Source organism: Actinoallomurus sp. NPDC052274 (genome assembly GCF_040679475.1).
GTDB classification, from domain to species: domain Bacteria; phylum Actinomycetota; class Actinomycetes; order Streptosporangiales; family Streptosporangiaceae; genus Actinoallomurus; species Actinoallomurus liliacearum.
Map to the genome: position 1 here is coordinate 1 of NZ_JBFAUT010000112.1, position 14,074 is coordinate 14,074.

Sequence of the window (14,074 nt, forward strand, 5' to 3'; positions counted from 1 at the left end):
CGAGCGCGGCGGGCCCGGCGGTCCACTCCGCGCTCGATGACGACCCGGATCCGACGACGCTCACCGTCTCCGCGCGCCCCTCTTCTCACGTCCCCGGCCGGAGCCGGCCCCGTGGATCACGCGGTGATCTGAGGGACCGAGCCGACGAAGCGCCGCCGCGGAGCGGGTCGAGGGCGTACGGAACGGGCGTCCCCGGCGAATCGCCTGCCGAAGTGGTGCCAAGCTTCTCAGGGGTATCTACTCAGGCGAAATAATTCTCCCCTGAGTAGACGGCGCTGAACGCGACGGGTCACCCGGCGGGCGAACGGCGTGGTCGGTGACCGGAGCGGCGTCCGCCCCACCGACGGCCGCTCCAGAACGGCGGCTCCAGAGTCCTGGGGCGTGCGCGATGCCGTACATTCGACGCCCGATCTTCACCGTCGCCGCGCCTTCGCGTGTCCGCCAGGCGGTAATCTCACATCCCATGCAGCAGCCGCTCGCCTTCATCCCCAGCCCGTCGCAGGGGAGCATCCACCTGGGACCCCTCCCGCTGCGCGGGTACGCCCTGATGATCATCATCGGGGTGATCGTCGCCGTCTGGCTCGGGGAGCGGCGCTGGGTGGCGCGGGGCGGCGCGGCGGGGACGGTCGTCGACATCGCGGTCTGGGCCGTGCCGTTCGGCCTGGTCGGCGGGCGCCTCTACCACGTCATCACCGACCACCAGCTCTACTTCGGGCACGGGCACCATCCCATCGACGCGCTCAAGGTCTGGAACGGCGGGCTGGGCATCTGGGGGGCCATCGCCCTCGGCACCGTCGGCGCCTACCTCGGCTGCCGCCGCCGGGGCATCTCGCTGCGCGTGTTCGCCGATGCCGCGGCACCGGGCATCGCCCTCGCCCAGGCGATCGGACGCTGGGGCAACTGGTTCAACCAGGAGCTGTACGGCAAGCCCAGCAAGCTCCCCTGGGCGGTGAAGATCGACCCGGCGCACCGTCCGTCGGACCCGAAGTACGCCGACATCGCCACCTACCACCCGACCTTCCTCTACGAGTGCCTCTGGTGCGTCGGCGTGGCCGTCCTGGTCATCTGGGCGGAGAAGCGGTTCCGGCTCGCGTACGGCCGCGCGTTCGCGCTCTACGTCGCCGCCTACACGGTCGGCCGGGCCTGGACCGAGTGGCTGCGCATCGACGAGGCACACCACATCCTGGGCGTACGGCTCAACGACTGGACCTGCCTGATCGTGTTCCTCGGCGCGGTGGCCTACATGTACCTCCAGCGGCACAGGACCGAGAACCCGCCGGGCGCCCTGGGCACGGCGGCGGACGCCGGCGACGCCACCGCGGACCCGGCTGAACCGGCCGCCACGGACGGCGACGCCACGGCGGAGCCGGCCGACTCCGAGCCGACTCCGGGGACGGGCTCCGAGCCGGACGCGGAGCCGGCGGCCGTCGAGCCCGCCGTGGCCGACGCGGAGCCTGCCGAGCCGGATGACACGACGGCTGCCGGATCCGACCCGGCGCCGACCGAGGTGAAGGACACGAAGACCGCCGAGAACGGCGGCGAGCCCGGCGAGGTGAAGGACGACGGCCCGGCGAAGGCGGCGCCCGTCGACCCCGCCGCCGAGGACGGCAAGCCCGCGAAGGGCGAGATCACGGATGACGCCGCCACGGAGGGCGGGGCCGAGGCCGGCGACCGTACGGCGGCCGTGCCCGCCACGGACGGCGGGGCCGAGGACGGCGACCGTACGGAGGCCGCGCCCGCGACGGCGACCGGCGAATCGGTCCCAGCGGACAAGGCGGCGGACAGCGGGACGCCCAAGGCGGCCGACGCCGAGAGCCACGACGGCGGGGCGGCGGATGCCGATGAGGCTCAGCCGGCGACCGACGCGGACGAGACCGGGACCGGCCCCACCGCCGAGCGCGCTTCCCAGGACGCCGAGCCCGCCCCGGCGGACACCGCCGACCGGTCGTCGGCGGCCCGCCGGACTTGATGGCCCGCCGGAGGTGACGGGCCGCGCCGGGGGTGACGGGCCGCGCCGGGCGTGATGGCCCGCTCCGCGGGGCGGGCAGACGCCCGTCGATGCGTGGGGTAAGCCACAAACGGTGCGACAAAATGGGGCAGAACGGCGATATGGACATCTCGTCCGTGGAGGTTCGCTAAGCTCACGGCTCGTGAGCGAGATGGGTTACGAGGATCGGGAGCAGGGTCGGCCGTCGCGGGGACGCCGCGCCGCACAAGGCTCGGGCGGTGGATCCAAGCGGAACCTGTTGATCATCGGTGCTGCCGCGGTGGCCATGCTTCTTGTCGCCGGCTGTGGCAGCGACAAGAAGCCGCAGGCCGCCGCCGCGTCGCGGGTGGCGCCCAAGGTGTACGTCAACACCCCGGCCAACTCCCAGGTCAAGAAGCTGGCCGAGCGCGCCAAGGACAAGCGTCCGCTGAACAAGAACGAGGTGTTCGGCGACGACGACAAGACCGTCACCCACGGCAAGTACACCTTCACGCTCGCCGGTTCGGACCTCGCCGGTGACTGCAAGACCGTCACCTGGGGGCAGGAGCTCCAGAGCGACCTGGCGAAGTACGGCTGCACCCAGATCGCCCGCGGCGCGTACGTCAGCAACGACAAGCAGTACGTCGGCCAGTTCCTCGCGTTGAACCTCGAGAACCTGCAGGGTGCCGAGCAGATCGTCCGCGATTTGGACCCCGCCAGCGGCGCGGGCTTCGTCTCCCCGCTCGAGGTCAAGGGATCGACGAACTTCAGCGGCGGGTTCAGCGCCGCCTACAGCCAGACGTTCGGCCACTACGTGGTCGTCAGCTGGGTGGAGAAGGCCGGCGGAGCACAGCCGCAGACGATGAACGAACTCCTGGACGCCAGTATCGCCATCGAGCGGGCCGACGACTTCGTCTGGGAACGACTCGTCCTCGCCAGTGAATAGGCGTTCGCGCCGGCGGTCCGCGTCGCCCGCCGACCACGGCGACGAGAACGCCCCACCGCCCCCCGAGGGGTACGCGCCGCCGTCGCCGGGGTACGGCGCACCGCCTCAGCACTGGGACGCGGGGCGACCTCCCGCCTGGAACGGCGGGCACTCCCCGGCCATGGAGGGGCGGCAGCCGCCCGCGTGGAACGACGGACACCCCCCGGCCACGGAGGGGCGACAGCCGTCGGCACGGCACGGCGGACGGCCCCACGCCCAGGAGGGGTGGCCGCCGTCCGGACCGAACGACGGACCGCCCCCGGCCTGGGAGGGACCGGAGTCCTCCGCGTGGAACGGCGGGCGTCCACCCGGCGGGGAGGGACAGGACGATCCGGAGGCGGAGAAGCCACGACGATCGCGTCCGTCCCTCCGGATCCCGGCGATCAAGCTGCCGGCCCTCCCCGCGCGCGGGGAGAGGGGCCCCAGCACCGTGCCGCCCGTCGCGTACTTCGCCGCGGCCGGAGTCCTCCTCGTCGTCGCGCTCATCGCCGCCGCGGGCGTGTTCGTGCTGCTCCACGACGACCCGAAGCCGCCCGGGCCGGAGCCGGCGGGCGCACCGGCCGGCGGCCCGCTGCCCTCGGTGTACTCCGAGGCCTCCTCGACGGCCGTGTTCGCGCCGATCGCCAAGCGCACCGCCGATCCTTTCCCCCTGACCGCGAACGAGGTCTTCGACGAGAAGAAGATCTCGGATCAGGACGCCAAGGCGTCCCTCAAACTCAGCGCGTCCAAGCTGGACGCCCGGTGCGCCGACACCGTGTGGGGACAGCCGCTCATCCGGCTCCTGCAGCAGTCGGGCTGCACTCAGACGACGCGCGGGGTCTACGGCGACAAGAACTTCACGGCCATGGTGGCGATCTTCAACCTGGCCGACTCCACGGCCGCCGACAGGCTCGTCGCGGCGGCCGATCCACGGACCGGCGACGGGTTCGTGCGCCCGCTGGGCGACGACGGGGCGTTCGGCCAGGGGTTCAGCACCGCGCGCGGGGTCGCGATGGGCCACTACGCGGTGATCACCTGGGTACGGCGCGCCGACGGCTCCGGGAGCGAGACGGACCCGAAGCTGGTGTCGCTGCTCGTCACGATCGGCCCCCCGCCCCCCATCGTCGGGCGCGTCGCCGACAAGGGCCAGCAGGGCTGACACCCGCCCCGCACCCCGCGCCCCGCGCGTTGCGGCCCGCGGCCCGCAGACCGCGCCCGCGGCCACGCGGTCGCGCTCCTCCCGTGGGCCATCGAGGCACCGCCCGACACCGCCGTCATGCGCTGCGCGTGCGCCATGCCGCGTGGTCCTGGGTCAGGGGGCGAGCGTCCGCCGTACCGCGTCGGGAAGGCCGGCGAGCCGGTGGGCGGGCAGGTCCAGCACGGTCGCGTCGCCGAGCCAGGGGGCGGCCTCCTGGATCCGGGCACGCGCCTGGTTCTTGGTCAGGTCACCGGTGGCGTGCCGGATGAGGCCTTCCCGCCAGGCGTTGGCCACCCGGCCGTGCGGCCGGTCGAGGATGTGGCGGAGGACGGCTCCGGTGCCGCCGGGCGGCTCGACGCGGGACGCGACGATCTCGCCGGGCGCCGTCTTCAGGTGGTACACCGCCGAGAGCACGCCCTTGAGGGACCGGGGGAGCACCGCGGGGGTGAGCACCCGCACGCGCTCCGCCCGCGACGCGAGCAGGACGCGTGGCAGCAGGGCGTCGTACCCGGCCGGGAGCGCGATGACGACGTCACCGGTGCGGCCGGCGTACGGCTTGGCGAGCCAGGTCGCCAGGTGCACCCGGGGGGTGCCGGGCGCGAAACCCTTCGGCCAGTCGCCGACCAGCAGATCGGCGGGCTCGGCGGCGGCCTCGAGGGGCCGTTCCGGGGCCTCCACCGCCTGCGGCCCCTGCGTGTAGATCCGGGTGCCGGCGGTCGTGGATCCGAGTGCCTTCCAGGTGCGGCTGGTGGGCCGCAGGACGTACAGGTCGCTGGCGGACCCGATGGCCGGCGCCCCGTCGTAGCGGTTGAAGTCCGGCCAGATCGCCTCGTACGCCAGGTGCAGCGGTCCGAGGGCCTCCTGGACCTTCAGCGCCAACGCGGGGGTGCCCTCGCTGGCGCCGTACGCCACCAGGACCCGGCCGGAGTCGTGGTCCCGCAGCCCCTCCAGGCCGCGCCGGGTGAACAGCGCGACGCCCTCGGGGGTGTACGGCGGGTCGGTGAAGACGAGGTCGGCCCACTCCCGCGCGCCGGCCGGCAGCCCCAGCCGCAGGTCGGCGAACCGGCAGCGGATCGGCAGGCCGCGCCGGGCGGCCTCCGCGCCGATGAACTCCAGGATGCGGTCGTCGATGTCGACCACGGTGATCTCGACCCCGGGGTGGGTCAGCGCGACCGCCAGGGACGTGAGGTCGTGGTCGCCGACACACAGCAGCCGCGCGGAGCCGAGCCAGAACCGGGCGCCGAGCAGCAGCGCCCGCCGTACGGCCGTGTCGGCGGTCGCGGCGACGTGGTCCAGCGCGGTACGGGCGCGGGGCGCGGCCGCGATCAGCGCCGCCATCTCGGCGACGGCGTCGGCGTGCTCGGGCAGGAGGTGGGCGACCGGGTCGGCGATGATCGCGGGGGCGGCCAGGGACCGGTAGACGGCCACGCGGTCGCGGCGGATCCGGCCGTCCTCCAGGTCGCCCCCGAGCGCCGCCAGCAGCGCGTCGACCGCCCGGCGGGGCGCGGCGGTCGCGCGTACGAGCGCGTCGGCGTCCCACGAACGGTCACCGGTCAGCAGGGTGAGGGCGTGGCGCAGGCGGCGGGCCCCGACACCCTCCAGAAGACGCGCGGCCTCCTCGGATACCTCGGACATGGCTCCAGCGTAGAGGTGTCACTCGGACCCGGCGTCCAGCACAGAGGTGCGGAATCCGGCCTAACGGGAGGGAACCACGCTCTAGGCTTCTTCCATCAAAAATGGGAGGGAACCACGCCCGGGGTTTTCCCATCGAAGAGGCGATGTCATCAGAGGAGATCGCGATATGAGTTACCCGTACCCGCCCAACGGTCCTGGCGAGCAGCCCCCTGGAGACCAGTCCGGCGGGTGGGGCGCGCCGCCCCCGCAGGGCGGATACGACCCGTCCGGGTCCGGCTGGCAGCACCAGGAGACGATGGCCGCCGGGGTCCCCATGGGACCGCCGCAGATGCAGCCTCCGATGGGCCAGCCGCCGATGGGCCCGATGGGCCCGATGGGTCAGCCTCCGATGGGTCAGCCTCCGATGGGTCCGATGGGTCCGATGGGGCAGCCTCCGATGGGCCCGCCGCAGAAGAAGAACACCGGCCTGGTCGTCGGAGCGATCGCCGCCGCCGTCGTCGTGGTCGGCGGCGTGCTGGGCGGCGCCTACTTCATCGCCGCGAACGGCGGGAAGGACAAGGGCAACACGGGTCCGTCGCCGGCCGCGGTGGGCACGCCCGCACCGGGGCAGACCGGCGGGCAGCCGGGTTCGGCGGCCGGTCAGTACAAGCCGTCGTACTACAACGCCACCAAGTCCTGGTCGCTGTGGAACAACCTGAACACCGCCGCGCAGGATTCCAAGGCGATGACGCTGGACGAGGTCTTCAGCGACGGCGAGGCCAAGGCCCAGACCAACAACATCGAGCACATCACGATGCAGTTGCAGGGCACCGGGCGGCTGGACACGGACTGCGGGAGCGCGGTGTGGGGCCCGGCGCTGAAGACGGCGCTGCAGAGCTACGGGTGCACGCAGGCGATCCGGGCCGCGTACGTCTCGACCGACCAGAAATGGGTCGGCCAGTTGGTGATCTTCAACCTGCGGGACGTCAACGCCGCCAACACGCTGATCCAGGACATGGACCCGGAGGCGGCCGCCAAGGGCTTCTTCCTGCCCGTGTCGGGTGCCTCGCCGGTGGACCGCTTCGGCAAGGGCGCCACCGGAGCGTCCGGCGGTGCGTACGGTCACTTCGTCGTCATCGGCTGGGCCGGCACCGCGGACGGTTCCGGGTCCGAGAGCGACACCATCGCCCCGGCCTCGCTCACGGAGCGCGCGGGCAAGACGTTCCTGTTCCAGCGGAACGTGGGCTAGTTTCTACGAAGATCGCCGAGCCTGCCGGCGGTGGTGCCCTCCGCCGGCATCACGGCAGGTCGGAACGCCTTCCCCAGACCGGAACAACCGGACGAAGGGCCCGGTTGCTACAAGGTGCGGAAGATTGTCGAAGTTTCGCGATCATGCCGCGTCGGGGATGAATCAGGCAGTGTTGTAATCTCTAGACACCGCAGTGGGCCAACGTCGTCCCGGACTGCACTCACGAGGAGCGTAACGAGACGACGGGAGGGTTGATGGTGCCTGCTGCCATGATTCCGGGCCGGGGACGCCCTGAGCGTCAAGGTCTGTACGACCCCGCGGGTGAACATGACGCCTGTGGCGTCGGCATGGTCGCCGACCTCAATGGTCGCAAGAGCCACGACATCATCGTCAAGGCCTTGACCGTCCTGCGTAACCTGGATCACCGCGGTGCCAAGGGTGCCGAACCGGACGACGGCGATGGCGCCGGAATCCTCACCCAGCTGCCCGACGCCCTGTTCCGGGAGGTCCTCGGGTTCGAGCTGCCCGAGCCGGGCGCGTACGCCGCCGGCATCGCGTTCCTGCCCATGGACGAGGCGAAGCGCGCCGAGGCCGTGGCCGTCATCGAGCGGATCGCGGACGAGGAGGGGCTGACCGTCCTCGGCTGGCGCGAGCTCCCGTACGACCCGGAGTTCACCGGGCCGACGGCGCGCGCGGTCATGCCGCACTTCGCCCAGCTGTTCCTCAGCGCCCGAAACGGCGCGCGGGAGCTGGAGCTGGACCGGATCGTGTTCTGCGCCCGCGAGCGCATGGAGCAGGACACCGGGGTGTACTTCCCGAGCCTGTCCAGCCGCACGATCGTCTACAAGGGGATGCTGACCACCCCGCAGCTGGAGCCGTTCTTCCCGGACCTGTCGGACCGGCGCTACACCAGCGGCATCGCGCTGGTGCACTCGCGGTTCTCCACCAACACGTTCCCGGCGTGGGAGCTGGCCCACCCGTACCGGTTCATCGCGCACAACGGCGAGATCAACACGGTCAAGGGCAACCGGAACTGGATGCGGGCCCGCGAGGCGCTGCTCAAGTCCGACCTGCTGCCGGGCGAGCTGTCCCGGATCTTCCCGGTGATCGACATGGAGGCCAGCGACACGGCCTCCTTCGACGAGTGCCTGGAGCTGCTCCACCTCGGCGGCCGGTCGCTGCCGCACTCGGTGCTGATGATGATCCCCGAGGCGTGGGAGAACCACACCGAGATGGACGCCGAACGGCGGGCCTTCTACGAGTTCCACTCGACGCTGATGGAGGCCTGGGACGGCCCGGCGAGCGTCACCTTCACCGACGGCACCGTCGTCGGCGCGGTCCTGGACCGCAACGGCCTGCGCCCGGGCCGCTTCTGGGTCACCGACGACGGCTTCGTCGTCCTGGCCAGCGAGGCCGGCGTCCTGGAGATCGAGTCCTCGAAGGTCGTCCGCAAGGGCCGCCTCCAGCCCGGCAAGATCTTCCTCGTCGACACGGCGCAGGGCCGCATCGTCGAGGACGACGAGATCAAGGCCGAGCTCGCCCGCGAGCACCCGTACGCCGACTGGCTCCGCGACGGCCTCGTGCGCTTCGAGGAGCTGCCCGAGCGCGAGCTGCGCGTCGTCGAGGAGCTGCACGAGGGCGAGGTGCCCTCGCACGAGACGCTCGTCAAGCGGCAGCAGGTCTTCGGCTACACCAACGAGGAGCTGAAGATCATCCTGGCGCCGATGGCGAAGAACGGCGCCGAGCCGATCGGGTCCATGGGCACCGACACGCCGCTGGCCGCGCTGTCGGACCGCCCACGGCAGCTGTTCGACTACTTCAAGCAGCTGTTCGCCCAGGTCACGAACCCGCCGCTGGACGCCATCCGCGAAGAGCTGGTCACGAGCCTGCAGTCGACGCTCGGCCCGGAGGGCAACCTCCTCGAGCCCGGCCCGGAGTCCTGCCGCCGGCTCGTGCTGCCCACGCCGATCCTCGACAACGAGGAACTGGCCAAGATCATTCACATCAACGACGACGGCGACCGGGCCGACCTCCAGCCGTACGTCGTCTCCGGCCTGTACGACGTGACCGGCGACGGCGAGGCGCTCCGGAACCGCCTGGAGGAGATCTGCGCCGAGGTCTCGGCCGCGATCCGCGACGGCGCCCGCCTCCTCGTCCTGTCCGACCGCGGCGCCACCGCGGACCGGGCGCCGATCCCGTCGCTGCTGCTCACCGGCGCGGTGCACCACCACCTGATCCGGGAGAAGAGCCGCACGCGGGTCGGGCTGGTCGTCGAGACCGCCGACGCCCGTGAGTGCCACCACATGGCGCTGCTCATCGGGTACGGCGCCTCGGCCGTCAACCCGTACCTCGCCATCGAGACCGTCGAGGACCTGGTCGCCACCGGCGTCCTGGAGATCGAGCCGGCCAAGGCCGTCCGCAACCTCGTCAAGGCGTACGGCAAGGGCGTCCTGAAGGTCATGTCCAAGATGGGCGTGTCCACGGTCGCCTCGTACACCGGAGCGCAGATCTTCGAGGCCGTCGGCCTCGGCGAGGAGGTCATCGCCGAGTGCTTCGCCGGCACGACCTCCCGCCTCGGCGGCATCGGCTTCGACGTGCTCGCCGAGGAGGTCGCGCAGCGTCACCGCCGCGCGTTCCCGCCCGGCGGCAACGAGCTGTCGCACCGCACCCTCGAGGTCGGCGGGGAGTACCAGTGGCGGCGCGAGGGCGAGCCGCACCTGTTCAACCCCGAGACGGTCTTCAAGCTGCAGCACGCCACCCGCAGCCGCCGGTACGAGATCTTCAAGGAGTACACGAAGCTCGTCGACGAGCAGGCGCAGCGGCTGATGACCCTGCGCGGCCTGTTCAAGCTGCGCGAGGGCGTACGCCCGCCGGTGCCGATCGAGGAGGTCGAGCCCGCCTCGGAGATCGTCAAGCGGTTCTCCACGGGCGCGATGTCGTACGGCTCGATCTCCGCCGAGGCCCACGAGACCCTCGCCATCGCGATGAACCGCCTCGGCGCCAAGTCCAACACCGGTGAGGGCGGGGAGGACCCCGAGCGGTTCACGCCAGACGCCAACGGCGACCTGCGCCGCTCGGCGATCAAGCAGGTGGCCTCCGGCCGGTTCGGCGTGACCTCGGAGTACCTCACCAACGCCGACGACCTGCAGATCAAGATGGCGCAGGGCGCCAAGCCCGGCGAGGGCGGCCAGCTGCCCGGCCACAAGGTGTACCCGTGGATCGCCAAGACCCGGCACTCCACGCCCGGCGTCGGGCTCATCTCCCCGCCGCCGCACCACGACATCTACTCGATCGAGGACCTCGCCCAGCTCATCCACGACCTGAAGAACGCCAACCCGGCCGCGCGCGTGCACGTCAAGCTCGTCGCCGAGGTCGGCGTCGGCACGGTCGCGGCGGGCGTGTCCAAGGCGCACGCCGACGTGGTGCTCATCTCCGGGCACGACGGCGGCACCGGCGCCTCGCCGCTCACCTCGATCAAGCACGCCGGCGCGCCCTGGGAGCTCGGCCTCGCCGAGACCCAGCAGACGCTGCTGCTGAACGGCCTGCGCGACCGCATCGTCGTGCAGACCGACGGGCAGATGAAGACGGGCCGCGACGTGGTCATCGCCGCGCTGCTCGGCGCCGAGGAGTACGGCTTCGCGACCGCGCCGCTGGTCGTCTCCGGCTGCGTGATGATGCGGGTCTGCCACCTCGACACCTGCCCGGTCGGCGTCGCCACCCAGAACCCGGAGCTGCGCAAGAAGTTCAGCGGCAAGCCGGAGTTCGTGGTCAACTTCTTCGAGTTCATCGCCGAGGAGGTCCGCGAGTACCTGGCCGCGCTCGGCTTCCGGTCCCTGGACGAGGCGATCGGGCAGGTCGGCCTGCTCGACACCGCCGAGGCCGTCGACCACTGGAAGGCCGCCGGGCTCGACCTGCGCCCGATCCTGCACCGGCCGGACCTGCCCGACGGCGCTGCGCTGCGCCGCGTCACCGAGCAGGACCACGGCCTGGAGAAGGCCCTGGACAACACGCTGATCCAGCTCGCCGAAGGCGCCATCGCCTACGGCGACCAGGTGACGCTCGAGATGCCGATCCGCAACGTCAACCGCACGGTCGGCACGATGCTCGGCCACGAGGTGACCAAGAAGTGGGGCGGCGAGGGCCTGCCCGACGACACCGTCGACGTCACCTTCACCGGCTCGGCCGGCAACTCGTTCGCCGCCTTCGTACCGCGCGGGATCACCCTGCGGCTCATCGGCGACGCCAACGACTACGTCGGCAAGGGCCTGTCCGGCGGGCGCCTCACCGTTCGCCCGCCGCTGGACGTGCCGTTCAACGCGGAGGAGCAGATCATCGCCGGCAACGTCATGCTGTACGGCGCGACGTCCGGTGAGGCGTTCGTCCGCGGCGTCGTCGGCGAGCGGTTCTGCGTCCGCAACTCCGGCGCCACCGCCGTCGTCGAGGGCGTCGGCGACCACGGCTGCGAGTACATGACCGGCGGCCGGGCGATCATCCTCGGCCCGACCGGCCGCAACTTCGCGGCCGGCATGTCCGGCGGCATCGCGTACGTCCTGGACCTGCGGACCGACCGTCTCAACACCGAGATGGTCGACCTCGATCCGCTCGACGCCGACGACCTCGCCTACCTGCGGGACATCGTCGAGCGCCACCACACCGAGACTGGATCGACGGTGGCCGCCGGGCTGCTCGCCGACTGGGACACCGCGGCCGGCCGCTTCAGCAAGGTCATGCCGCGCGACTACAAGAGAGTCCTGACCGCCCGCGCCGCCGCGGAGGCCGAGGGACGCGACGCCGACCAGGCCGTCATGGCCGCCAGCAACGGGTGAAGGGGGAGACATGGCTGACCCGAAGGGCTTCATGACCCATCCGCGGGAGCTCCCGAAGCGTCGCCCTGTCGACGTTCGGATCCGCGACTGGCGCGAGGTGTACGAGGACTTCTCCAAGGACTCCCTGGAGAAGCAGGCGTCCCGCTGCATGGACTGCGGGATCCCGTTCTGCCACAACGGCTGCCCGCTCGGGAACCTCATCCCCGAGTGGAACGACCTCGTCCACCGCGACGAGTGGCGGAACGCCATCGAGCGGCTGCACGCCACGAACAACTTCCCGGAGTTCACCGGGCGGCTGTGCCCGGCGCCGTGCGAGTCCGCCTGCGTCCTGGGCATCAACTCCGACCCGGTGGCGATCAAGCGGGTCGAGGTGGAGATCATCGACCGGGCGTTCGCCGAGGGCTGGGTCACGCCGCAGCCGCCGGCCGTCCGGACCGGTAGGAAGGTCGCGGTCGTCGGCTCCGGCCCGGCCGGGCTGGCCGCCGCCCAGCAGCTCACCCGCGCCGGCCACGACGTCGTCGTGTACGAGCGGGCGGACCGCCCCGGCGGGCTGCTGCGCTACGGCATCCCCGAGTTCAAGATGGAGAAGGCGCACCTGGACCGCCGTCTGGCCCAGATGCGCGCCGAGGGCACCGAGTTCCGCTGCTCGGTGAACATCGGCGCGGACGTCACCGCCGAGGAGCTGCGCGCCTCGTACGACGCCGTGGTCCTCGCGGGCGGCGCCACCGCGTGGCGCGACCTCAAGGTGCCCGGCCGCGAGCTCGACGGGATCCACCAGGCGATGGAGTACCTCCCTCCGGCCAACAAGGTCCAGGAGGGCGACATCGCCGACTCGCCGATCTCCGCCAAGGGCAAGAACGTGGTCGTCATCGGCGGCGGCGACACCGGCGCGGACTGCATCGGCACCGCCGTCCGGCAGGGCGCACTGTCGATCACCCAGCTGGAGATCATGCCGCGTCCGCCGGAGACCCGGCCCGGCAGCCAGCCGTGGCCGACGTACCCGATGCTGTTCAAGATGGAGTCGGCCCACGAGGAGCTGGTCGACCTCGGCGGTGAGCGCGCGTACGCGGCGAACACGCTCGAGTTCGTCGGCGACGAGAACGGCCGCGTCAAGGCGCTGCGCGTCGTGGACGTACGCGGCCCGGAGACCGGCTTCGAGCCCATCGAGGGCACCGAGCGGGAGATCCCGGCCGAGCTCGTCACCCTGGCGATGGGCTTCCTCGGCCCGCAGCGCGAGGGCCTGCTCGAGCAGCTCGGCGTCGACCTGGACCAGCGCGGCAACGTCGTCCGCGACGCGTCGTACGCCACCTCCGTCGACGGCGTGTTCGTCGCGGGGGACATGGGCCGCGGCCAGTCGCTGATCGTCTGGGCCATCGCCGAGGGCCGCTCGGCCGCGGCGGCCGTGGACAAGTGGCTGACCGGCCACTCGGCCCTCCCGGCCCCGATCCCGCCGACGGCCCGCCCGCTCGTCTGACCGCCCGCCGGTCCCGACCGGTTGACCGCCTGCCGGTCCCGACCGGTCGGCCTTCTGCCCGGTCCGCTGGTCCGACCGGCCGAACCTGAGGGGCACGCCCGAGACAGGGTGTGCCCCTCGTTCGTTGTGGCGGCGTCGGCCGACACGCCACCGCCCGTACCGAGTGCTCGGCGAACGCGGCGCACGGCCGTCGATATAGGCCGCCAAGCGGCAGAAATCAGGCGGCCGTGGCGACGCTTACCGAGCCTCGCGCACGTGAGGCAGCCGACCAGGCCGGCCGAATCGCCCCGAAGGAGGCCCGGGCGTGTCAGGCCGGCACGCGCGACACACCCGAGTGCCCGGCGACCACTGGAGCGCGCTCACCGGACCGGAGTTCGCCACCGCGGTGACGACATTCCTCGCCGAGTAGCCCGTTCAGCGGACCCGAGGGGCACGCCCGACACCGGGAGTGCCCCTCGTTCGTGGTGGAGGCGTCGGCCCACACGCCACCGCCCGTACCCAATGCTCGGCGAACGCCGCGCCTTCTGGCCCACGAGCGCGACGACTCGGTGCGATGTGGATGGCTGAAGCAGCGTTCTCCGAGACTTCCGCATGTCCTACGGCGCGGTTTCGGCTCGCCGCTCCTGATCGGACTCGGTCGTCGGCCTCTCGCGCGGACCGAACAGGAGGCAGGACAGCGCGGCGGCCACTAGGCCCTGTCTCGAAGTCGGTTTTGGGTGGCTTGCGGCGGCTACGGCGTGTCGTGATCGTTAAGTAGTGAGGCCTCCGGTAGGTGGTTCAGCG

Annotated in this window: 7 protein-coding genes; 6 read left to right on the top strand and 1 reads right to left on the bottom strand. The window is 71.9% G+C overall.

Annotated features, from left to right (window positions below; genetic code table 11):
- Positions 1–463 precede the first annotated feature (463 nt).
- The 3 genes from lgt (at position 464) to AB0K82_RS43745 (ending at position 4,089) form a co-directional block, all read left to right on the top strand.
- Entirely contained in the window at positions 464–1,969 is a 1,506-nt protein-coding gene (gene lgt / locus AB0K82_RS43735) for a prolipoprotein diacylglyceryl transferase (protein WP_364409435.1), read from the top strand.
- Between the two features lie 181 nt (positions 1,970–2,150).
- Positions 2,151–2,912, top strand: coding sequence for a hypothetical protein (locus AB0K82_RS43740; RefSeq protein WP_364409438.1), 762 nt, complete (start codon positions 2,151–2,153; stop codon positions 2,910–2,912).
- A complete protein-coding gene (locus AB0K82_RS43745; RefSeq protein ID WP_364409440.1) occupies positions 2,905–4,089 on the top strand; it encodes a hypothetical protein in 1,185 nt (394 codons plus the stop codon). The genes AB0K82_RS43740 and AB0K82_RS43745 overlap by 8 nt, the downstream gene beginning before the upstream one ends.
- 153 nt (positions 4,090–4,242) lie before the next feature.
- On the opposite strand, the gene AB0K82_RS43750 is transcribed toward AB0K82_RS43745, so the two are convergent.
- The gene (locus AB0K82_RS43750) at positions 4,243–5,763 is read right to left on the bottom strand and encodes a bis-aminopropyl spermidine synthase family protein (protein ID WP_364409443.1); all 1,521 of its coding nucleotides are present in this window, start codon (positions 5,761–5,763) and stop codon (positions 4,243–4,245) included.
- Between the two features lie 166 nt (positions 5,764–5,929).
- On the opposite strand from AB0K82_RS43750, the gene AB0K82_RS43755 reads away from it, so the two are divergent.
- The 3 genes from AB0K82_RS43755 to AB0K82_RS43765 all read left to right on the top strand — a co-directional run bounded on the left by AB0K82_RS43755 (position 5,930) and on the right by AB0K82_RS43765 (position 13,291).
- On the top strand, positions 5,930–6,991 hold the full coding sequence (locus AB0K82_RS43755) for a hypothetical protein (RefSeq protein WP_364409446.1): 1,062 nt from the start codon (positions 5,930–5,932) through the stop codon (positions 6,989–6,991).
- A 254-nt stretch (positions 6,992–7,245) separates the two neighbouring features.
- Positions 7,246–11,817 (top strand): glutamate synthase large subunit, encoded by a 4,572-nt coding sequence (gltB, locus tag AB0K82_RS43760; protein ID WP_364409448.1) that lies wholly within the window; start codon positions 7,246–7,248, stop codon positions 11,815–11,817.
- Between the two features lie 10 nt (positions 11,818–11,827).
- Positions 11,828–13,291 carry a glutamate synthase subunit beta gene (locus AB0K82_RS43765; protein ID WP_364409451.1) on the top strand — a complete coding sequence of 488 codons (1,464 nt, stop codon included), beginning with the start codon at positions 11,828–11,830 and terminating at the stop codon, positions 13,289–13,291.
- The last annotated feature ends 783 nt before the right edge of the window (positions 13,292–14,074 follow it).

Coding starts and splice junctions, on each gene's coding strand:
- lgt (WP_364409435.1), top strand. CDS start 464: ATGCAGCAGCCGCTCGCCTTCATCCCCAGCCCGTCGCAGGGGAGCATC.
- AB0K82_RS43750 (WP_364409443.1), bottom strand. CDS start 5,763: ATGTCCGAGGTATCCGAGGAGGCCGCGCGTCTTCTGGAGGGTGTCGGG.
- AB0K82_RS43755 (WP_364409446.1), top strand. CDS start 5,930: ATGAGTTACCCGTACCCGCCCAACGGTCCTGGCGAGCAGCCCCCTGGA.
- gltB (WP_364409448.1), top strand. CDS start 7,246: ATGGTGCCTGCTGCCATGATTCCGGGCCGGGGACGCCCTGAGCGTCAA.
- AB0K82_RS43765 (WP_364409451.1), top strand. CDS start 11,828: ATGGCTGACCCGAAGGGCTTCATGACCCATCCGCGGGAGCTCCCGAAG.